19 protein-coding genes and 1 tRNA gene are annotated in these 19,919 nt (G+C 64.8%); 5 read left to right on the top strand and 15 right to left on the bottom strand.

All coding sequences use genetic code 11. The features are described 5' to 3' along the window. Positions 1–3: 3 nt before the first annotated feature. The 3 genes from BMI89_RS05010 to BMI89_RS05000 all read right to left on the bottom strand — a co-directional run bounded on the left by BMI89_RS05010 (position 4) and on the right by BMI89_RS05000 (position 3,469). Positions 4–1,779, bottom strand: a complete 1,776-nt coding sequence (locus BMI89_RS05010; RefSeq protein WP_078570059.1) for a hypothetical protein — start codon at positions 1,777–1,779, stop codon at positions 4–6. Further along, positions 1,776–2,255, bottom strand: a complete 480-nt coding sequence (locus BMI89_RS05005) for a MarR family transcriptional regulator (RefSeq protein WP_078570058.1) — start codon at positions 2,253–2,255, stop codon at positions 1,776–1,778. Before BMI89_RS05005 ends, BMI89_RS05010 begins: the two co-directional genes overlap by 4 nt. Before the next feature lie 149 nt (positions 2,256–2,404). After that, positions 2,405–3,469, bottom strand: a complete 1,065-nt coding sequence (locus BMI89_RS05000; RefSeq protein ID WP_078570057.1) for a putative sulfate exporter family transporter — start codon at positions 3,467–3,469, stop codon at positions 2,405–2,407. 115 nt (positions 3,470–3,584) lie between these two features. Between BMI89_RS05000 and BMI89_RS04995 the strand changes: the two genes are divergently transcribed. Further along, positions 3,585–4,481: a LysR substrate-binding domain-containing protein gene (locus BMI89_RS04995; protein WP_078570056.1), complete on the top strand. Its 897-nt coding sequence runs from the start codon at positions 3,585–3,587 to the stop codon at positions 4,479–4,481. Here BMI89_RS04995 and BMI89_RS04990 read toward each other — a convergent pair. From BMI89_RS04990 to BMI89_RS04975, 4 genes are all read right to left on the bottom strand, one after another. Further along, positions 4,465–4,854, bottom strand: a complete 390-nt coding sequence (locus BMI89_RS04990; protein WP_210402025.1) for a response regulator — start codon at positions 4,852–4,854, stop codon at positions 4,465–4,467. The two genes, BMI89_RS04995 and BMI89_RS04990, sit on opposite strands and share 17 nt — an antisense overlap. Then, positions 4,829–8,245: a CheR family methyltransferase gene (locus BMI89_RS04985; RefSeq protein ID WP_078570055.1), complete on the bottom strand. Its 3,417-nt coding sequence runs from the start codon at positions 8,243–8,245 to the stop codon at positions 4,829–4,831. The genes BMI89_RS04990 and BMI89_RS04985 overlap by 26 nt, the downstream gene beginning before the upstream one ends. Positions 8,246–8,411: 166 nt before the next feature. After that, the gene (locus BMI89_RS04980; RefSeq protein ID WP_078570054.1) at positions 8,412–8,975 is read right to left on the bottom strand and encodes a PAS domain-containing protein; all 564 of its coding nucleotides are present in this window, start codon (positions 8,973–8,975) and stop codon (positions 8,412–8,414) included. Positions 8,976–9,077: 102 nt separating this feature from the next. Further along, a tRNA-His gene (locus BMI89_RS04975) sits at positions 9,078–9,154 on the bottom strand. A gap of 130 nt (positions 9,155–9,284) precedes the next feature. Between BMI89_RS04975 and BMI89_RS04970 the strand changes: the two genes are divergently transcribed. Further along, positions 9,285–9,494, top strand: a complete 210-nt coding sequence (locus BMI89_RS04970; RefSeq protein ID WP_078520339.1) for a DUF6324 family protein — start codon at positions 9,285–9,287, stop codon at positions 9,492–9,494. 3 nt (positions 9,495–9,497) lie between these two features. Here BMI89_RS04970 and BMI89_RS04965 read toward each other — a convergent pair whose 3' ends face one another. From BMI89_RS04965 to BMI89_RS04940, 6 genes are all read right to left on the bottom strand, one after another. Next, entirely contained in the window at positions 9,498–9,956 is a 459-nt protein-coding gene (locus BMI89_RS04965; protein WP_078520588.1) for an MmcB family DNA repair protein, read from the bottom strand. Positions 9,957–10,331: 375 nt separating this feature from the next. Beyond that, positions 10,332–10,676, bottom strand: coding sequence for a hypothetical protein (locus BMI89_RS04960; protein ID WP_078541924.1), 345 nt, complete (start codon positions 10,674–10,676; stop codon positions 10,332–10,334). A 122-nt stretch (positions 10,677–10,798) separates the two neighbouring features. Further along, positions 10,799–11,239: a transcription antitermination factor NusB gene (nusB, locus tag BMI89_RS04955; protein ID WP_232621793.1), complete on the bottom strand. Its 441-nt coding sequence runs from the start codon at positions 11,237–11,239 to the stop codon at positions 10,799–10,801. A 74-nt stretch (positions 11,240–11,313) separates the two neighbouring features. After that, on the bottom strand, positions 11,314–11,859 hold the full coding sequence (locus tag BMI89_RS04950) for a 6,7-dimethyl-8-ribityllumazine synthase (protein ID WP_078570053.1): 546 nt from the start codon (positions 11,857–11,859) through the stop codon (positions 11,314–11,316). Between the two features lie 3 nt (positions 11,860–11,862). Further along, positions 11,863–13,020: a 3,4-dihydroxy-2-butanone-4-phosphate synthase gene (ribB, locus tag BMI89_RS04945; protein ID WP_078520343.1), complete on the bottom strand. Its 1,158-nt coding sequence runs from the start codon at positions 13,018–13,020 to the stop codon at positions 11,863–11,865. Further along, on the bottom strand, positions 13,017–13,640 hold the full coding sequence (locus BMI89_RS04940) for a riboflavin synthase (RefSeq protein ID WP_078570052.1): 624 nt from the start codon (positions 13,638–13,640) through the stop codon (positions 13,017–13,019). Before BMI89_RS04940 ends, ribB begins: the two co-directional genes overlap by 4 nt. 208 nt (positions 13,641–13,848) lie before the next feature. Here BMI89_RS04940 and BMI89_RS04935 point away from each other — a divergent pair, with 208 nt between their 5' ends. The 3 genes from BMI89_RS04935 (at position 13,849) to BMI89_RS04925 (ending at position 18,360) form a co-directional block, all read left to right on the top strand. After that, a complete protein-coding gene (locus BMI89_RS04935) occupies positions 13,849–15,135 on the top strand; it encodes a capsular biosynthesis protein (protein ID WP_078570051.1) in 1,287 nt (428 codons plus the stop codon). Positions 15,136–15,220: 85 nt separating this feature from the next. After that, positions 15,221–16,345 (top strand): polysaccharide biosynthesis/export family protein, encoded by a 1,125-nt coding sequence (locus BMI89_RS04930; RefSeq protein ID WP_078570050.1) that lies wholly within the window; start codon positions 15,221–15,223, stop codon positions 16,343–16,345. Continuing rightward, positions 16,345–18,360 (top strand): capsular polysaccharide biosynthesis protein, encoded by a 2,016-nt coding sequence (locus BMI89_RS04925; protein ID WP_078570049.1) that lies wholly within the window; start codon positions 16,345–16,347, stop codon positions 18,358–18,360. Before BMI89_RS04930 ends, BMI89_RS04925 begins: the two co-directional genes overlap by 1 nt. Here the strand turns inward: BMI89_RS04925 and ribD are convergent. Together ribD and nrdR are read right to left on the bottom strand one after the other, a co-directional pair. Further along, positions 18,330–19,433, bottom strand: coding sequence for a bifunctional diaminohydroxyphosphoribosylaminopyrimidine deaminase/5-amino-6-(5-phosphoribosylamino)uracil reductase RibD (ribD, locus tag BMI89_RS04920; protein ID WP_078570048.1), 1,104 nt, complete (start codon positions 19,431–19,433; stop codon positions 18,330–18,332). The two genes, BMI89_RS04925 and ribD, sit on opposite strands and share 31 nt — an antisense overlap. Continuing rightward, the gene (nrdR, locus tag BMI89_RS04915) at positions 19,430–19,900 is read right to left on the bottom strand and encodes a transcriptional regulator NrdR (protein ID WP_075774214.1); all 471 of its coding nucleotides are present in this window, start codon (positions 19,898–19,900) and stop codon (positions 19,430–19,432) included. The genes ribD and nrdR overlap by 4 nt, the downstream gene beginning before the upstream one ends. Positions 19,901–19,919: the final 19 nt, after the last annotated feature.

Raw genomic sequence — 19,919 nt, 5'->3', positions numbered from 1 at the left:
GGATCAACTCGTAGAAACAGGGGTGGAGGGCGTGAGGCGCAGGCGCGGGAGGGGCCAGCTTCGGTGCAGGGCGACATGGGCGATCAGCCCGGCCAAGGCCGCCAGCGCGAACCAGAACACGGCGCGGAACGCATCGTCATAGGCGAGAATGGTTGCCTGCTGCTGCACCGTAGAGGCGACGGAAGACAGCGCGGCCCCTGCCCGCGCCCCGGCATCCGCAGTCTGGCTGCCCAGCGATGCGGCACTCTGCGCGAGGGTCTGGCTCAACATCGGGTTGTCGGCCGATATCTGCGGCGAAAGCTGCGCCATGTGATAGGCGGTGCGGTCGACCACCAAGCTCCGGAACAGACCGGAGCCGATAACCCCGCCGATGGATTGCGTGGCCAGAAACAGCACGACGAAGCTCAGCAGGTAGTGCGGCCCCTTCGCGAAGGCAGCTCCCAACCCTTTCGCCATCGCTGGCGGCAGGAACAGGATACCGGCAAAGCCGATCATCGCTTGGCTGAGATACATCTGCTCGGGCCCGGTGAGCGCGGTCGATTGCGAGTCGAGCCACGCCCCTGCCGCGATCAGCACCAGCGCAATCCCGTGGAACAGCGGCGCGCGCGCTCCGCTATTGGTCAGCATCAGGACACCGGTCGCGGCCAGCATCGACAGCGCGATGATCCCGAACAGCAGTTGCTCCTGCCCGGGCTGCAGCCCCATCGTGCGCAGGAAACCGACGGCGCCCGCGCTTTGTTCGGCCAGCGCGATACGGAACACCAGCAGGGTCCCCGCCAGGTGCAGGATCGGCGGACTTAGCAGCCAATGAAAATCGATCAGCGGATTAGCCCGCTGCATTTCGATCAGCACCGCGCCCGCGACCATCACGATCGCAGCGACGAGCGCCACGCCCAGCCATTCGGTCTGCGTCCAGTAGTCGAGCGCACCGAACATGAAGACACTGGTGAACGCGCCGAAGCCAACCGCGAGCAGACTGAAGGAGACGAAATCGAGCGGCTTGAGAACCTTTTGCAACGGGCGCGGCGTCAGTGGCAGCGCGAAGATCAGTGCCAGCGCCACCAGCGCCATGCCCATCTGGAACAGGCTCACCGCGTGCCAACTGGCATTCGCGGTGAGTTCGGGCAGCAGCACCCGCGCCAAGGGCCTGCCCACCATGATCATCGTCAGCACGGCGGGGATCGCGACCTTGAGGCGCTGAGCGGCGGGTATGGCCTCCAGCATGTAAAGAAAGCCGAGGCTCGACAACGGGGCGGCGGCACAGCCGCTCAGGAAGGCCACGATGACCGCGGAATGCAGATCGTCCACCCAGAGATTGAGCACCATCGCCAGCACGAAGCAGACGATACCGACCTCGGCGAAGCGGCGCAGACCGAACTGGTCGCGGATGCGGATCAGCATCAGCGGCATCGAGGCGCGCGGCGCCATGAAGGCGGCCATCACCCAATAAGTGTGGTTCGTGGTTGCGTGCAGATCGCCCGCCAGCTGCGGCAGATTGGCCGAGACGAAGCCGGTCGCAAGCGACTGCGACAGGGCCACGAAGACGGCGGCGCTGGCATAGACGATCCGCTTGCCTGCGGAATGGTCGGGCTCCGAAGGCGCGGCGGGCTGGGGCGCGGCCTCCGTCTCGACGGTCTCCGCCTCTGCGGCCTCGTTCTGCGCGACCTCGGCCACTTTGACCGGAGCCGCCTCGGGCCGCACGCGCTCGCGCGGCGATACCGGTTCGGCGGCCGTCGGACGCGCATCCGGGCCGTTGATGTCGCGAATCTGGAAATTCATTGGCCGCGCATCCTCTCGAGATTGGCCTGCATCCGCTCCATCGTCTTGCGGGCGCGGGCGACCTCGTCAGCGTCGATACCGTCGTAGAGTTTCGCGCGCAGCGCCTCGACGAAGGTCTCGATCTCGGAGGCATTTGCGCGGGCATGTTCGGTGAGGAAAATCTGGCGGACGCGTTTGTCGTCGGGATCGGCGCGGCGCTCCACGAAACCGAGCTTCTCCAGCCCATCGAGGGTCCGGTTCAGCGTCGGCGTTTCGATCGCCAGTGTCTCTGCCAGTTGAGTCTGCTTCAGTCCCTCGTCGCGCGAGATCGCCAGAATCGCCTGCGCCCGCGCAAAGGTCAGGCCCATATCCCGCGCCTGCGCGTCGAACATCGCGCGCACCGACCGCGCCAGCAGCATCATCGTGCGCGTCAACTCGGCACGGTCGCGGCGGGCGGCTTCGGTGGGTACGGATGTAAGAGCGGCGCGGTCGGACATGGGGGCCTCGGGAATAAAGTTAGCCTGCTAACGTTTTCGTCCCATCCCACATATCCTCTGGGTCGCGAGGATCAACACAGGCCGCCCGCACAGGGGGCCGTGCGAAATTGCGAAAGGCCCCGGATCGCGCTGTCATTCAGCGTTCACGCTCAGGCGGAAAGCAAGGTCACAAGCCCGAGACCTGCGCCCACCAGCATCACCAGCGACAGCGTCACCGTCGCGATCACACGCGGCCCGGCGGCTGCCACCGCCCGCGCATCGACGCCAAGCCCCAGCGCGGCCATCGCGATCACCGTCAGGATGGACGCCACCTGCCCCATCGGCGCGAGAGCCTCCTCCGGCAGTGCCCCGGCGGAGCGCAGCACGATCATCCCGAGAAACCCGAGGATGAAGAGCGGCGGCATCAGCCCGCGCCGTACGCGGCCCTCCGGCGCGGCAGAGCGCCCATCAGTCGGCAGATGCGGCGCGAGAAGCGACAGAACCACCGTGATCGGCCCCAGCATCAGGACACGCACCAGCTTCACCAGAGTGCCGAGCTGAATTGCGGCGGCCCCCATCGGCGAGGCGGCAGCCAGAACCTGCGGCACCGCGTAGACCGTGATCCCCGACAGGATGCCATAGCCGTTCACACTCATACCTCCGACATGACCGACGACGGGCAGCAACAGCACCACCGCGACGCCCAGCACGGCGGTGAACGCGATTGCGGCACTGACATCGTCGCTATCGGCGTCGATCACCGGGGCGACGGCGGCGATGGCGGAGTTCCCGCAGATGCCATTGCCGCAAGCGATCAGCAGCGCCATGCGGGCCGGTAGGCGCAGGGCCCGCCCCAGCAGGTAGGCCGCGGGCACCATCAGCGCGACTACCGCCACGATGCCGCCCAGAAGCCCCGGCCCCACCGACAGAAGCGTCTGCGCACTCACCGAGGCGCCAAGCAACACGATCGCAATCTCCAGCACCGTCTTGGCCGCGAAACGGATACCGGCATCGAAGCGCGCAGGCGGCGTCCAGAGGGAGCGCACCACCGCACCGATGAGGATCGCCAACACCAGCGGTTCCAGCCATGCCGCGCCGAACAGCGCGTGCTCCGCCAAACCGCCCAAGGCCGCGAGCGCGGCGACGCCGATGCTCAACCCAAGCCCCGGCGCGAACGCGCGAAGCGCAAGCCGCGGGCGGGAAAGGCTGCAGGCAAGGGTCGAATGGTGCGGCACGGCGGCCTCCTATCGTCAAGTCTTGTCCTGTATTTGCCCGCGCCAATTCATTCTTCAAACGAAATGTTTTTGTCGATATGATCGTTTTTGTCGATCAATAGAGCCGGAGACATGCATGACCCCCGAACAACTCCGCGTATTCGTCGCGGTGGCGGAAGAGCAGCACATGACCCGCGCTGCGGCCCGGCTGAACATGACGCAATCGACGGCCTCAGCCGCCATCGCGGCGCTTGAGGCGCGTCATGAGATCGCGCTGTTCGACCGGATCGGGCGGGGGATTTCGCTGACCGAGGAAGGCCGCGCCTTTCTGCCCGAGGCGCGCGCGGTGCTGGCACGGTTTGCCGAGGCGGAGGCGATGCTCGCCGAGACCCGCGGCCTCGAACGCGGGCATATCCGCCTGATCGCCAGCCAGACCATCGCGGGCTACTGGCTGCCGCCCTACCTCGCCGCTTTCCGGCAAGCCCGCCCGGGGATCGAGGTCACGCTGGAGATCGGCAACACGCAGGAAGCGGCAGAGCGTCTGCGCGCGGGCCTGCACGATCTCGCGCTTGTCGAAGGCGATGTCGAGGATGCGAAGCTGGAGCGGGTTCAGATCGGGGCGGATCGGCTGATGCTGGTCAGTGCCGCGCCGCCCCCCGGCAAGCTGGATGCGCGGGCGTTGAGCGCGGCGAGTTGGGTGCTGCGCGAGCCGGGCTCTGGCACGCGCTCTACCGCGGAAGCGGCCCTCGCCGATCTGGGTGTCGCGCCGCGCGCGCTCTCAGCCGCGCTGGTCCTGCCCTCGAACGAGGCGGTGCTGAGCGCGGTCGAGGCAGGGGCCGGGATCACCATACTCTCGGCCCATGTCGTCGCGCGGTCGCTAAGCCTTGGAACAGTCCGGGACTGGGATTTGCACCTCGCGCCGCGGCCCTTCTATGCGCTGCGTCACCGCGACCACCATGTCAGCCACGCCACGCGCGACCTGCTGGCACGGATCGATCAGTCCCAGCTGGACGATCTCACTCAGACGGAATGAACCAATTCGCGAGCTTCGCCTCGATCTCCGAGGGGAGCGCGGGCTTCGGGCAGACAGCCGCGCCGGGATAGCGCTCGCGTAGCTGATTGGCTTCGGCATGGCCGGAATGGAACAGGAGCGGCACGCCCGCCTTGTGAAGATGATCGGCCAGTTCGTAGACTTCGCCATCGGCCAGCATCACGTCGAGGATCGCAGCGCCGGGCAAACGATCTCGGACCAGGTCCAGCCCCGCACGCACGGTGGCGCACGGTCCCCAGACCTCCATCCCGAGATCCTCGAGCATGAACTGAAGATCAAGCGCGACGACGGCTTCATCTTCGACAAGGAGCACCTCGCTCGGTGCTTTCTCAGTCAGCGTCGCCATCGATTTCATGCGCGAAGATAATCCTGTTGCAACGGCTTTCCGGTGTCTGACGCGTGTCGACCCGCGCCGATATCTGGCTTGCGGAAATATCGACCAACGTCGAGCCGAAGCCCTGTTTGTTCGTGTCGAGTTGCAACGCTTCACGGTACCGCTCGTTCCACGAAAGTATCACGGTATCGTCGTTTTCCATCGACCATGTGATCTCGAGATCACCCTCTCGCGGCCCCAATACCCCATATTTAGCGGCATTAGTGCTCCATTCGTGGAAAATCAGCGCAAGAGCAGTCAGGTGATGCGTCGGAACATCAACATCCGGCCCATCGATCAGGAAGTTCGACGGGTCGTCATAAGGGGCCAGAGTCGTCTCGATCACCTCGCGCAGCGGGATCGCCGCACCAGAGGTTCGGGTGCGTGCCAGATCATGCGAGCGCGCCAGCGCGTTGATCCGCTGGCCCACATCCTCGACCAACTCGCGCGGGCTGGCCGCCGAACGCCCCGCGATGCGCAGCATGCCCGAGACGATGGAGAACAGGTTCTTCACCCGGTGGTTCATCTCGCGCAGCATCAGCTCGCGCATCTGCGCCGCCTCTTCATCGGCGGTGATGTCGACGCTGAGCCCCAGCAGGCGGTGCTCCTTGCCTTCGCCCATCATCCGGCCCGTCGCGCGCAGATGGCGCTTCGTGCCGGAGGGGAGGTCGAGCTCGTAGTCGACTTCCAGTTCAGAACCGTTGTCGCGGGCCTCGCGCACCGCCTGTTCGACTCGGGCACGGTCATGCTCTGCGACACGTTCGAAGAACCGCGCGATCGGATAGGTACCGGCCGCGTCGAGTTCGAAGAAGGCGGCGACGGATTCGTCGATTTCAACGTCTCCGCTCGGCTCGATAATCGACCAGACCCCGATCTGCGCGATCTCCAGTGCGAGTTGCAGCCGCTCGCCCTTCAGCGTCAGCTCGGTTTCGAGGCGCAACGCCTCGGTGATGTCGGTGAAGACGAGCGTCGCGCCTTCCACCTCGCCACGCGAATTCAGATACGGCGTCGCGGAGAGCGACCAGACCTTGCCGAGTTCGGTGGACTTGACCCGGCGCGGCCGCGGCAATTCGCCTTCAAGGATCGTATTAATCAATTCGATCATCACCTCGGGCGTGTCGAGCAGGTTCTGAATGTCGTCGAGCGGACGTCCGCGATCGCTGCCGCGCAGGCGGATCATCTCGCTCGCGCCATCGGTGAAGTTGCGCAGGCGCAGCTTGCGATCGACCGTCACCAGCGCATGCAGCTTGGAATCGAAGATGTTGCGCAGATCGGCATTCGCGGTCGAAAGCTCCTCGACCTTGGTCTTGAGTTCGTCATTGACCGTCGCGAGCTCTTCGTTTGTCGATTGCAACTCCTCGTTCATCGACATCATTTCCTCGTTCGAGGATTTCAGCTCTTCGTTGGCGGTCTCCAGCTCTTCGACCGTCGTGCGCAGGCGGTTGCGGGTCGCGCGCAACTCGGCCTCGAGCACCTGCACATGGCTTTCCGACGGCGCGATCTCGTCGAAATCATATTCGTCCAACGCTTCGAACGGGCCACGGTCGCGGAAGACGATCAGCAGCGTATCGTCGGAGAGCGGATCAGCCAGCACATCGACACGCTGCCGCCCGGTTTCCGAGATCACTTCGACATCGCGCACGATCTTGCGCGTGCCAAGCTCCGCCGACTCGCGGATCACGGCGGAGAGCGCCTCGCGCAGGCCCGCGCGCGCGAGCGATTGTGCATAGCCCTGCCCGGTTTCGGACGGGTCGATCTCAAGATACTTGCCCAAGCGCCCTGTCGCGGCGAGGATCGCCCCGTCGCGATCGACATTCAGCGTCGCGGGCGCATAAAGATCGAGGATACGATTACTGGCCAAGGTCGTGTTCCAGTCTTTGGTTCTTCTGTCAGTCGTCTTCGGTCGGAGTGGCGCAAGTCGCGCATGAGGGTCGGAGCGCATCGGCAGTTCGGTCGGATAAGGAGACCGGGGCCCTATGCTGCGGAAGATGCGCATCGCGCCATCTATGGGATCGAAAAGTTCCTCATGCCGCCCGATCGTCTCGGATGGGCCGAGGAAGAGAACGCCGCCCGGATTGAGCGCGTAATGGAAGATCGGCAGTGCCCGCGCCTGCAACTTCTCTCCGAAATAGATCAGCAGATTGCGGCACGACACCAGATCGAGCCGCGAGAACGGCGGGTCCTTGATCAGCGAATGCGGCGAGAAGCGCACCCGGTCACGCAGCGCGGCGGTGATCTGGAAATTGCCCTCACGCCCGATCGTGTAGAGATCGCGGTACCTTTCGGGCAGGTCGAGCAGGACCGAGACCGGATAGCGCCCCTCACGCGCGATCGCGAGCATCCGCTCGTCGATATCGGTGGCGAAGATCTGAAAATCGATCTCCTTGTCGCTCGCATGGATCGCCCGGTCGATGAGCATCGCCAGCGTGTAGGCTTCTTCGCCGCTTGAACAGCCCGGCACCCAGATGCGCAGCGCGCCGCCATCGTCGGCCTTCTCGACCATCGGCTTGATCGCCGTCTCGTTGAGCGCTTCGAAATGCGCGCTGTCCCGGAAGAAGCGGGTGACATTGATCAGCAGGTCGCCGAGCAGCGCCAGAGGCTCGTCTTCTTCGCGTTCGAGCCGTTCGAGATATTCGCGCGGGTGCAGAATACCCACGACCTGCATCCGGCGCTGGATCCGACGCTCGAGTGTCGAACGCTTGTATTGCGCGAAATCATGCCCCGTCAGACGGTTCAGCGCCGCGCAGATTTCATCCAGCGTTCCGGAAACCGGCGGCGCCGTGTTCACCTGATCCGGGTCGACATTGCGGAATTCGGTGATCCGCGCGATCACGTCAGAGGGCGCGCTGACCACGTCAACCATCCCGGTCGCGACCGCCGAATTCGGCATGGAATCATAACGCGCCGTGGCATCCTGCGCGATGCAGAAGCCGCCATGCTCTTTCACCGCCCGCAGCCCGACAGACCCGTCCGTGCCAGTGCCCGAGAGGATCACGCAGACCGCGCGGCGCCCGAGGTCCTGCCCCAGCGACACGAAGAAATCGTCGATCGGACGGCGCAGACCACGGGGCTGGGCGAATTCCGAAAGCTTCAGACGCCCGTTTTCGACCTCCAGCCCGTAACCCGGCGGGATCGTGTAGACATGCCCGGCCTCCAGCTTCGCGCCATCTTCGGCCTGAAGCACTTCGAGCGAGGTCGACCGGCCGAGCAATTCCGCCAGAAGCGACTCGTGGTTCGGATCGAGATGCTGAACTACGACATAGGCGCTGGGGTCATCCACCCGCGCGGGCTCCAGCAAATCGCGAAGCGCTTCAAGCCCACCAGCGGAGGCGCCGATGCCGACAACGTATAGATCCTCGAGGGCGTCCGTCACTGCACGGCCCGCCGATCCGCGCAGCGCGCGTCCAAAAGGGCGCGGCCTGCGCGCCCTTCTCTATAGTTCTCTTTGCAGTTCATCCGGAGATCGGTGTCACTAGCCTCAGGGCCCTGCAATAACATTTGACATAGTACTGAACACATAACCGTGGCCGCAGCCATTCTTAGCCCTCGCGGTAGATAATCGTGGCCATCGTGGAGAGGCTCTCCGACAGAACCTTCGCAGAGCCGATCATCGCGAGACCGAATCCGCGCGACATCGCGGCGAGATCGTCGGCATTGCGCAGCAGGCTCTCGTCATGCGCAGCGATGTCGACCTTCACGTTCTGACGTTCTGCCGCGGAAGTGAGGTCGAACTGCGACCCGAGAAACAAGCGCGTCTCTCCATTGGGTTCGCGCAGACGCGTCATGAAGACGAAATTCTGGAAGGTTTCGCCATTCGCGCGGCTGTTGGTGACGCGGAAACGGCCCGCGGAGATGTCCTCGTCGTCGATGAACTCCCGCATCGCAGAGCGTTCTTCCTCGGTCGCGGCCCCCGCCTGCAGGAAGCGGCAGTTCTGCCCCAGCACCTCTTTAGCGGAATAGCCGGTCAGATTGAGAAACGCCTGATTCACGTAGACAAGCGGCACATCCTCACGATCGGCCGCGGCAATGGTCAGCGCGACATTCGACTTGTCGCAATAGCTGACCAGCGTCTCCGGCAGTTCGTAATCAGTGTAAACAGGCATGAAGCCTCCGCTGCGTTTGAGAAAACAAGATTGATCATTGCACGGAAAAGTCCAGCGCGCGCGGCGAAATACCACCGATTAACGTATCTGAAGGGGGGGGGATGGTACCGCCTCCCCGGCTTGAACGGGGGACCTCTGGATCCACAATCCAGCGCTCTAACCAACTGAGCTAAGGCGGCACTGGCGCGGGATTTAGCCCCCTCGCGCGCGGAATGCAAGTGTCCGATGACGAGAAATTCGCACCAAGTCTTGCCTGCGCACGTCACGGGGGTTAGGTGCATTTTCCATCCAACCTCTCAGGAGTTTTCGATGAGCATCGACAAGGAAAGCGACATCTCCGCGAATCTTCAAATCGGCCCGACCTCGCTCGGGATGGTGCGGATCTATGTCGAGGGCGAAGGCGTCGAGCTGCCGCTCGATTTCGATCCCGACGAGGCGATGGAAATCGCCGAAGAACTGCAGGCCGCCGCCGAAGCCGCACGCGAAATGAGCAAGGGCGGCAAGGGCAAGAAGCGCTGAGCCTCAAAATCCGGGCGGAATCGCGCCCGGATCGCACAGCCGCTGCAACCGCCGTGCCGACGCGCGCGCGAAATCGAGCGTCAGCGCCTTGCGCCGCGCCGGCGCAAGCTTGGACAGCGGCGCCTCGCGGATCATCTCGGCCCCGTAGCCATCCGCGATGAACAACCCCGTCCCCTCGGGCAGAAGATCCGTGGGGAAATCCTGGTCCACCGCCCAGAAATAGCGGTCGCACCAGTCCAGATAGCCGTCCCATTTCCGATCCGAGGTGAAATCGGCGCGGCTCGACTTGCACTCCACGATCCAGATTTCGCCCTTCCGGTCGATCGCCATAAGATCGGCGCGCAGCCTTGGGCGCAGCACCATTTCCGGCAAGCTGTCGAGCCCCAGCTCGGACAGCGCGCGGGCCGTGCCACGCGCAAGCACCTGGCCCGGCTGAAGTTCGGAAAGCGGAATCTGCGTCATGCGGACAAACATGAACGAAGTGTGAACAAAAGTCCAGTCGCCCTGCACGCGCGCCCTTCTCCGCCGCACCTAGGACGCTCGAGTGGCGCTGTTCATTCTCCCCCCTTGTCGGAACCCGATTTCACCCCTATCTGGGGGTCTGACGGTTACTGCTCTTTCTGTGAAAGACCCTTTTCCAGTGGCCTATACCATTCCTGAGGGAGCTGGCTCTGCCGGGGTCCTGGCCTCGGTATCTGGCGCCCACCTGACTTTTCAGGTCTCCGGGAACTCTCGTCTACACGTCTGCTGCGGTTTCCGTCACTCTACCCATCGCAAGACAGCAAAAAGCCCCGCCGGATCGGTCGGGGCTTTTGTCGTCTCGGGAGGTGGATGCGGTCAGCGGCGCAACTGCATCTGCTGGCGCGACTTGGGCGTATCGACCGGAACCGGGATCGCCAGATGCTCGGCCGCCATATCGGTGGGAATGCCGTCGCGCTTACCGCCGCCGGAGCTGTCGTCATCCTCAGCCATGCGCATCACCGCGATCGCGAATTGCACGCCGGAGAAGACGATCGTGTTGAACACGACCAGCAGCGCCATCGCGATATAGCCGATATCGGACGTGAAGATCAGGTGGCGAAGATTGCCGACATTGAAGCCGAGAAGAAGGCCAACGAAGGCGAGCGCGATGAAGAAGCCGATGACGACGTTCTTGATGTAGAGCCGGACCAGTTCGGGCATGAAAAATCCTCCTGCTTACCTCACAATCTAGTACATATTCCCAAGTTTCAAACAGGGAAACGGGCGGCGATTGAGAGATAAGCGGGTGTTTGCCCGTGGCATGGTGTCGCGAGTGAGCGCGCTCAGAACGCGTCGGGCTGCAGCGCGCGCGCCATGTGATCGAGCACCGCGTTGACGAATTTCGGCTCTTTGCCTTCGGGGAAGAATGCGCGGGCCACATCGACGAACTCGGTGATGACGACACGCGGGGGTGTCGCGGGGGTGATCAGCTCGGCCCCGGCGGCGCGGAAAAGCGCGCGCAGCACCGGGTCGATCCGGTCGATCGGCCATTTCGCCACCAGCGCGCGGTCGGTCGCCTGGTCAATCTTCGCCTGCCAGGTCACCGCATCGTCGATCAGACGGCGGAACAGGTCGAGATTGCCCTCGGCCATTTCGGTGCCGTCTTCATCCACGGCGCCAAAGCGGAAATCCTCGAACTCGCGGCGCACCTTGTCGGCGCCCTGCCCGGCCGCTTCCATCTGAAACAGCGCCTGAACCGCGTAGAGACGCGAGGCGGATTTCATCTGGCGCTTCTCCTCTTGGGTGAGCTTGCGCGGTTTCGGGGCGTCTTGGGGCGCGTCGGAGGAGGCGTCGTCGGTCATGCGTTGTTCGATCCGTCAGTGTCGCCGGCGATACGGAAGGATTCGGCGGGTTTGAACCCGATACCCTTCGTCCGGCGCGCCCATTTGCGCGACAATGAGATGAGATGCAAGGCCGCAGCCGCCGCACCGCCACCTTTGTTTTGATCGGCAGGGTCGGCGCGCACGGCCGCCTGCTCGTAATTTTCGACCGTCAGAATGCCGTTGCCGATGCAAATCCCTTCGAGCCCCATCAGCGTCAGCCCGCGCGAGCTGTCGTTGCAGACGGTGTCGTAATGGGTGGTCTCGCCGCGGATCACGCAGCCAAGGGCCACGAACCCGTCGTAATCAGCCATGCGCGCGGCCATCGCGATCGCGGTCGGGATTTCCAGGGCGCCGGGCACCTCGATCACGTCGACATGGGCCCCTGCTTCTTCGACCGTGGCTTTCGCGCCCGCGATCAGATTGTCCGCGATATCCTTGTAATACGGCGCGACCACGATCAGCAGCCGCGGTGCGCTGTCGAATTTCGGCAGGTCGAGCGTGTAATGCGAGATTCCGGCCATGTCTTACTCCGTGATCGGGCGTGTGCCGACGATGCGCAGGCCATAAGCGTCGAGGCCTACATATTTCGTCTGCGGATTGTCGGTGAGAAGGATCATGTCATGCAGCCCCATCGAGGATAGGATCTGCGAGCCCAGACCGATCTGCTTGATCGTACGCGGGCCCTGATCCTCTTCGCGCAGAAGGCGGTTCGACGGGTCGCGGAACAAACAGACGAGGCCGCGGCCTTCCTCGGCCACGATCTCCATCGCGCGGCGCACCTCGTCGGCGGGACCGGGGCCGATCCCCAGCACGTCGTCGAGAATGTTGAGCGAATGGGTGCGCACCAGAACCGGCTCGGGCGTGGAAATATCGCCCTTCACCAGAACGATGTGATCGACGCCCTCGGCCATATCGGTGAAGACACGCATCTCCCACTCACCGCCATGGCTCGACGTGACCATCTGGCGCAGGCCCTCGCGCACGAGATTGTCGTGACGGCGGCGATAGGCGATCAGATCCGAGATCGTACCGATCTTCAGCCCGTGTTTCTTGCCGAACTCGATCAGCCCCGGCAGGCGCAGCATGTGACCGTCATCGCCCATGATCTCACAAATCACGCCAGCGGGCTTGAGCCCGGCCAGACGCGCCACGTCCACGGCCGCTTCGGTATGGCCCGCGCGCACCAGAACGCCACCGTCGCGCGCACGCAGCGGGAAGATGTGGCCGGGCGAAGCGATGTCCTGCGGCCCCTTGCTCGGGTCGATCGCCACCTTGATCGTCTGCGCCCGGTCATGGGCGGAAATGCCGGTGGTGATGTTCTCGCGCGCCTCGATCGAGACGGTGAAGGCGGTCTCGTGGCGCATCGAATTGGCGCGCACCATCGGCGCAAGGCCCAGTTGGTCGACGCGATCGGAGGTGAGCGGCAGGCAGATCAGCCCGCGCCCGTAGGTCGCCATGAAGTTCACCGCCTCGGGGGTGCATTTCTCGGCCGGAATATACAGATCGCCCTCGTTCTCGCGATCCTCGTGATCGACGAGGATCACCATGCGCCCGGCCTTCGCCTCGGCGATAATGTCCTCGGCGGGCGCGATCACGTGGCGCAGGCTTTCCTCGACCTCACCGGGCACGTCATGAGTGCCGGATTTGTCGACCGGGGTCAGGGGTTTGCCGTCGGTGGTCATGCGTTCCACTCCTGCAGCCGCGCGACATAGCGCGCGAGCGTGTCGATCTCGAGATTGATCCGGTCGCCCGCCTTGGCATGGCCCCAGTTGGTGACTTGCTTGGTATGCGGGATGATGTTGACGCCGAACGTCGCGCCATCGACCTCGTTCACGGTCAGCGAGGTGCCGTTCAGCGCGACAGAGCCTTTCGGCGCGATGTATTTCGCGAGGCTCTCCGGTGCGCGGAAGGTGAAGCGGGTGCTGTCGCCCTCATCCACCATCGCCACGATCTCGGCCACGCCATCGACATGGCCCGACACGATATGGCCGCCCAGCTCGTCGCCCACTTTCAGCGCGCGTTCGAGATTGATCTTTTGGCCCACCTGCCAGCCGCCGCTGGCATCGTTGCCGCGGCCGCCGATATTGGTCTTGGCCTGGCTCTCGGCGGAGATTTCCACGTCGAACCAGTTTTTCGGCTCAGAGCCCGTGGCGATCACGGTAAGGCAGCAGCCGTCGCAGGCGATGGACGCGCCCAGCTCGATGCTGCCCACGTCATAGCTTGTGCCGATCCGCGCGCGAAGATCGCCGCGCTGCTCCAGCTCCAGAATTTCTCCGATATCGGTCACGATCCCGGTGAACATGGCATATCCCCTCAGATTTCGGACCTTAGCTAGCCCGCAGGGCGCGCCTTCGCAAGAGATGAGCGCCTCGCCGTCCCGTCACACTCTGCGCAGCCCCGCACAGCGCCTGCCCTAAAATTGTCCAATATTTAAGGGATTACCCCACAAACTCCGTGACTTCGCGCGCATCCTGCGCAATCACGGATGCAGGCCAAGGACCCACGACTGGATGAACCGTTTCGAAAATCGCCACTTCCTGATGCTGCAGGGGCCCCACGGCCCCTTCTTTCATCAGCTCGGCGCGATGCTCAGGCAGGCGGGGGCGACGGTCTGGCGCGTGGGCTTCAATCGCGGGGATGAGGTCTTCTGGTTCGACCGCGCCTCCTACCTGCGTTTCGACGCCCCGCCGGAGGATTGGGCCGATCACCTGCGCGCCCTGATCGCGGAGAAAGGCGTCACCGATCTCGTGCTCTATGGCGACACCCGCCCGATCCATGCGCAGGCGGTTGAGGTCGCGAAGGCGATGGGCCTGTGCGTGCATGTCTTCGAAGAGGGGTACGTCCGCCCCTATTGGGTGACCTACGAGCGCGGCGGCTCGAACGGGCATTCCCGGCTGATGGAGATGTCGGTGGCGCAGATGCGCACCGCGCTTGCCCAATCCGAGATCGAGTTTCCCGATGCGCCGCCCCGCTGGGGCGATATGCGCCACCACGTTTTCTACGGCGCGCTCTACCATTTTTTCGTGATGCTCCGCCCCGGCCCCTATCGCCGCTTCCGGCCGCATCGCGACATCACCGTGTTTCAGGAATTCCGCCTCTGGCTGCGCCGCCTGCTGCTGATGCCGCTGCATATGCTGGAGCGCAGACTCGCGACGCGGCGCATCCGGCATGGCGGCTTCCCCTATCATCTGGTGCTGCTGCAGCTGGAACACGATTCCAGCTTCCGGATGCATTCACCTTTCACCAGCCAGACCGAGTTCATTGATCTGGTGATGGAGAATTTCGCGAAAGGCGCGCCGCCCCATCATCACCTCGTCTTCAAGGCCCATCCGCTCGAAGACGGGCGCGCCCCGATACGCGAAACGATCCGCAAGGCCGCCCGCGCGCATGGCCTGGCGTCGCGCGTGCATTTCGTGCGCGGCGGCAAGCTGGCCGGGCTTCTGGCGCAGGCGCGCTCCGCCGTCACGGTCAATTCGACCGCCGCGCAGCAGGCGCTGTGGCGCGGGCTGCCGCTGAAATCGCTGGGTCGTGCGATCTTCGACAAGCCGGAATTCACCTCCGCGCAACCGCTCGAGGCTTTCTTCGCAAGCCCGGCCCGCCCCGACAGCCGCGCCTATCGCGACTACCGTCACTACCTTCTGGAAACGAGCCAGGTGCCGGGCGGCTTCTACTCCGCGCGCGGACGCCGCGCCCTGCTGCGACAGGTGGTCGACATGATGCTGGCCGCCGAAGATCCCTATGATGCGCTGGTCGCAGGCAACGCGGCCCCACGGCAACAGTTGCAGGTGGTACGATAATTTTTCTCGTTTTTTTCCCGAGGCTTCGGTAGCTTGGTCGCAAAACGATAAGCAGCATCCCGAACGAGGAGCTCGAGCAGTGACCATGACCCCTTCCCGTAGGGCCGTTTTGACGGGCCTTTCCGCCACGCTTTTGACCGCATCTTGTGGTCTTCCGCGCTCCGGCCCCAACAAGCGCGAACTCTTCGCGGGCTCCGTGATGCGCCAGGGCGATGCCTTCGTCGTCAAGGTGAACGACTTCGTCACCCGCGCAACCGCCGTGCAACCGGCGCTCGGCTTTACCTCCAGTTTCATCAATGCCGGCCAGATCGGCTCCGATACGATCCGCCCGGGCGACACGCTTTCGCTGACGATCTGGGAGAACGTCGATGACGGGCTGCTCGCCAGCAAAGGCGCCAACGCGACCCAGCTGCAAGAGGTGCAGGTCGATGGCGCGGGCTTCATCTTCGTTCCCTATGCGGGCCGCATCAAAGCCGCTGGCAACACGCCCGACGGGCTGCGCCGCATCATCACCACCAAGCTCGACGCGCAAACGCCGGACCCGCAGGTTCTCGTGACCCGCGTGGCAGGCGATGGCGCGACGGTGTCGGTCATGGGTGCGATCAACGGCCAGGGCGTCTACCCGATCGAGCGGCCGACCCGGACGCTTTCGGCGATGATCGCCAAGGCGGGCGGCGTGGCGATCCCCCCCGAGGTCGCCAAGATCACCGTGACGCGCGGCGGCATGTCGGGCTCGATCTGGCTCAAGGATCTCTACGAGAACCCCAAGATGGACATCGCGCTGCGCAATGGCGACGTGATCCTCGTCGAGAAGGACCAGCGCGCCTTCACCTCGCTCGGCGCAACCGGCAAGCAGGCCCGCGTGCCCTTCGAGACCCAGACGCTTTCGGCGCTGGAGGCCATCGCAACGGTGGGCGGCTTGCAGTCGAACCTCGCCGATCCGACCGGCGTCTTCGTGCTGCGCAACGAGCCGGCCGATATCGCGATGAAGGTGCTTGGTCGCACCGACCTCGTCGGCGATCAGCGCATGATCTACGTGCTCGACCTGACCCAGCCCAACGGCATGTTCATGGCGCGCGATTTCGCGATCCGCGACGGAGACACGGTCTATGTCACCGAGGCGCCCTTCGTGCAGTGGCAGAAGACGCTCTCGGCTCTGACCCAGCCGCTGGGTACGGTCAACACGCTCAATACGCTCGCCGGGAACTGATGCCCCGCGACAGTGACCACAAGGCCGCCGGGGCGATCCCCCGGCGGCTTTTTTTCTACAATGGCGGTGTGCTGCGCCAGAAGCGCCTGCGCGAGATTTTGCGAGCAGCGGGCCATGCGCCGCGCCTCGGCCTGCCCTGCCCCGACGATGGCGTGATGGTCTGGGGCCGCTCGCCCTATGCGGCACGTGGCGAGGCGGTGGCCGCCAAGCGCGGCGTGCCGCTGATCCGGGTGGAGGATGCGTTTCTGCGCTCGATCCGCCCGGGCCGGACCGGCGCGCCACCTTTGGGCCTGATCCTCGACCCGATGGGCGTGCATTTCGACAGCGCCCAGCCCTCGCGGCTCGAACATCTCCTCGCGACCGAGCCGCTCGACGATAGCGCCGTCCTGCAGCGGGCCCGCGACGGGATCGCCCGGCTGAAAACCTCGGAGCTCTCGAAATACAACGATTTCGACCCGGACCTGCCCGTCCCCGATCCCGGCTATGTTCTGGTGATCGACCAGACGCGGGACGATGCCTCGATCACCCACGGCGGGGCGAGCGCCGCCACGTTCCGCGAAATGCTGGCCTATGCGCGGATCGAAAACCCCGGCGCGCACATCCTTATCAAGACCCATCCCGAAACCCGCGCCGGGCTGCGGGGCGGCCATTACGGGCCGGAAGATTGCGATGCGAATTCCGAGATTTACGACGCGCCGGTCTCACCATGGACCCTGCTCGAAGGCGCGATCGCGGTTTATACCGTGTCGTCGCTCATGGGCTACGAGGCGATCCTCGCAGGCCACAAGCCGCGCGTCTTCGGCCAACCGTTCTATGGGGGATGGGGGCTCACGCAGGACGAAAACCCCGCACCCCGCAGATCGCGCAGCCTGACCCGCGCGCAGATTTTCGCGGTGTCGCATATCCTCGCGCCGATCTGGTACGATCCTTGCCGCAAGCGCCTGTGCAGCTTCGAGGAGGCGGTGGATCAGCTCGAGGCCGAAACCCGCGCCTATCGCGAGGATCGGCAGGGCTACGTCGCGGGCGGCATGTCGCTGTGGAAACGCCCGCATCTGCGCAAGTTCTTCGGACATCACGGGTCGCTGCGGTTCAGCGAGACACCCGACCCTGCTCGGCCCTTTCTCTACTGGGCCACGCGCGCGGCCCCAGACGACGACCGCGACCCTATCCGCGTCGAAGACGGGTTTCTGCGCTCACGCGGCCTCGGCGCCGAACTCGTCCCGCCGCTCTCGTTGATCGCGGATCGCACTGGCATCTTCTACGACCCGACCCATCCCAGTGATCTGGAGGCGTTGATCGCGCGGCCTCTGCCGCCGGGCGGCGAGGTGCGGGCGCGCAAGCTCATCCAACGGATCACGACCGAAGGTCTGACGAAATACAATCTCGGCGGCGCGCTTCCCAAACTACCCCAAGGCCATAAGATCCTCGTGCCCGGTCAGGTCGAAGACGATGCCTCAATCCGGCTCGGCGCGGGGGAAACTTGCACAAATGCGATGCTTTTGGAGAGAACCCGGGTCGAAAACCCCGACGCAGTTATCCTTTTCAAACCTCACCCCGATGTCGTCGCTGGTCTGCGTTCCGGCGTCGTACCCGATGACGTAGCGGAGACATATGCCGATCTGATCCTGCCCGAAGCCGACACCGCTGCGCTGATCGATGCGGTCGACGAGGTCTGGACGATGACTTCCGGCCTCGGCTTCGAGGCGCTCTTGCGCGGCAAAGCCGTCACCACCCTCGGCACACCCTTCTATGCAGGCTGGGGGCTCACGCGCGATCTCGGGTCTGTTCCGGCGCGCAGAACGGCGCGCCCCGATCTGCTGCAGCTCACCCATGCCACGCTGATCGCCTATCCCCGCTATCTCGACCCGGTCAGCGGGCTGCCCTGCCCGGTCGAGGTCGCGCTGGATCGTCTGAGCGAGGGCCGCGCCCTACCGCGTGGGCCGCTCAACCGGATCGGTGCAAAGCTGCAAGGCGTGTTCGCGTCCTACGCGTGGCTCTGGCGCCGCCAGCGGTGAAGCAGGTCGTCGCCGATGGGGCGGCTTTCGACCAGCGTGTAGCGCGGCGCAGAGGCCAGCGCACTCAGCCCCACATCGCCGACCCCGGCGCGACCATCCGCGCCCAGCACCATGCCCGCCGTGAAGCCGATCAGCTCGTCCACCAGCCCGGCATTGATCAGAGAGGCCGCGAACTTACCGCCGCCCTCGCAGAACACGCGGGTCAGGCCGAACCCGGCCAGAGCCTCCATCAGCGCCAGCGGATCGAGACCGCCGCCAACTGTCTCGGCCACCTCGATCAGCTCCGCGCCCACCTCGCGCCAGTAAACTTTCGCTTCATCGGGAGCATCAGCCCCATGGATCAGCCAGAGCGGCGCGACGTCCAGCGACCCGGCAAGCCGCTTGCGCGGCAAATCCAGCATCGCCGATGCCACGATCCGCAGAGGTTGGCGCAGCGGCTTGAAGCTGCGCACGGTCAGCAGCGGATCGTCGGCCCGCGCGGTCCCGCCGCCCACCATCACCGCGTCGAATTCAGCGCGCATCGCATGGACCAGCGCGCGCGATTGCGGCCCGGTGATCCACTGGCTCTCGCCGGTCGAGGTCGCGATACGCCCGTCGAAACTGCTCGCAAGCTTCAGCGCGAGCCACGGCCGCGCGCGGGTCACACGGCTGAGAAACCCCGCCTGCAGATCGCGCGCCTCCGCCTCCATGAGCCCGGTTTCCACGTCGATCCCCGCGTCGCGCAGCATCGCATGACCGCCGCCCGAAACGCGCGGATCGGGGTCTTCCATCGCCGAGACGACACGCGCCACCCCGGCCTCGCGCAGCGCCATCGCGCAGGGCGGCGTCTTGCCGTAATGGGCGCAAGGCTCCAGCGTGACATAGGCCGTGGCGCCATGCGCCGCCTCCCCCGCCTGCGCGAGCGCACGCACTTCCGCATGGGGCCGCCCGCCCGGCTGGGTCCAGCCGCGCCCGACGACGCGGCCCTCTTTTACGATCACGCAGCCCACGGCCGGGTTCGGCCAGACATTGCCAAGGCCCCGGCGCGCGAGCGTCAGGGCCATCGACATGAACCGCCGGTCTTCTTCGGTCACTCGGGGTCGCCCGCTCCCGGCGGACGCAATTCGGAGACGAACTTGTCGAAGTCGTCCGCTTCCTGGAAGTTCTTGTAAACGCTGGCGAACCGGACATAGCCGACCGTGTCGATCCGCGCGAGCGTCTCCATCACGATCTCGCCGATCACCTTCGAGGAGATGTCGGTCTCGCCCATGCTTTCCAGACGCCGCACGATGCCGGAGATCATCTGGTCGATCCGCTCGGGTTCGACCGGGCGCTTCTGCATCGCGATCCGGATCGAGCGTTCGAGCTTGTCGCGATCGAAATCCTCACGCTTGCCGGAGGTCTTGATCACCACGAGGTCGCGCAGCTGGACGCGTTCGTAAGTGGTGAAACGACCGCCGCAGGCCGGGCAGAACCGACGTCGCCGGATCGCGACGTGATCTTCCGCCGGACGGCTATCTTTCACCTGAGTATCGACATTTCCGCAAAATGGGCAGCGCATTCGCTTTCCCCCGTTCGTT

The organism is Thioclava sp. F36-7, assembly GCF_002020075.1.
GTDB classification, from domain to species: domain Bacteria; phylum Pseudomonadota; class Alphaproteobacteria; order Rhodobacterales; family Rhodobacteraceae; genus Thioclava; species Thioclava sediminum.
The sequence above is the reverse complement of the archived record's forward strand: the minus strand, read 5'-3'. Positions and strand labels throughout refer to the sequence as shown.

Excerpts from the sequence above, each read along its gene's own strand:
- BMI89_RS05010 (WP_078570059.1), bottom strand. The coding sequence starts at position 1,779 with ATGAATTTCCAGATTCGCGACATCAACGGCCCGGATGCGCGTCCGACG.
- BMI89_RS05005 (WP_078570058.1), bottom strand. The coding sequence starts at position 2,255 with ATGTCCGACCGCGCCGCTCTTACATCCGTACCCACCGAAGCCGCCCGC.
- BMI89_RS04995 (WP_078570056.1), top strand. The coding sequence starts at position 3,585 with ATGACCCCCGAACAACTCCGCGTATTCGTCGCGGTGGCGGAAGAGCAG.
- BMI89_RS04990 (WP_210402025.1), bottom strand. The coding sequence starts at position 4,854 with ATGAAATCGATGGCGACGCTGACTGAGAAAGCACCGAGCGAGGTGCTC.
- BMI89_RS04980 (WP_078570054.1), bottom strand. The coding sequence starts at position 8,975 with ATGCCTGTTTACACTGATTACGAACTGCCGGAGACGCTGGTCAGCTAT.
- BMI89_RS04970 (WP_078520339.1), top strand. The coding sequence starts at position 9,285 with ATGAGCATCGACAAGGAAAGCGACATCTCCGCGAATCTTCAAATCGGC.
- BMI89_RS04965 (WP_078520588.1), bottom strand. The coding sequence starts at position 9,956 with ATGACGCAGATTCCGCTTTCCGAACTTCAGCCGGGCCAGGTGCTTGCG.
- BMI89_RS04960 (WP_078541924.1), bottom strand. The coding sequence starts at position 10,676 with ATGCCCGAACTGGTCCGGCTCTACATCAAGAACGTCGTCATCGGCTTC.
- nusB (WP_232621793.1), bottom strand. The coding sequence starts at position 11,239 with ATGAAATCCGCCTCGCGTCTCTACGCGGTTCAGGCGCTGTTTCAGATG.
- BMI89_RS04950 (WP_078570053.1), bottom strand. The coding sequence starts at position 11,859 with ATGGCCGGAATCTCGCATTACACGCTCGACCTGCCGAAATTCGACAGC.
- ribB (WP_078520343.1), bottom strand. The coding sequence starts at position 13,020 with ATGACCACCGACGGCAAACCCCTGACCCCGGTCGACAAATCCGGCACT.
- BMI89_RS04940 (WP_078570052.1), bottom strand. The coding sequence starts at position 13,640 with ATGTTCACCGGGATCGTGACCGATATCGGAGAAATTCTGGAGCTGGAG.
- BMI89_RS04935 (WP_078570051.1), top strand. The coding sequence starts at position 13,849 with ATGAACCGTTTCGAAAATCGCCACTTCCTGATGCTGCAGGGGCCCCAC.
- BMI89_RS04930 (WP_078570050.1), top strand. The coding sequence starts at position 15,221 with ATGACCCCTTCCCGTAGGGCCGTTTTGACGGGCCTTTCCGCCACGCTT.
- BMI89_RS04925 (WP_078570049.1), top strand. The coding sequence starts at position 16,345 with ATGCCCCGCGACAGTGACCACAAGGCCGCCGGGGCGATCCCCCGGCGG.
- nrdR (WP_075774214.1), bottom strand. The coding sequence starts at position 19,900 with ATGCGCTGCCCATTTTGCGGAAATGTCGATACTCAGGTGAAAGATAGC.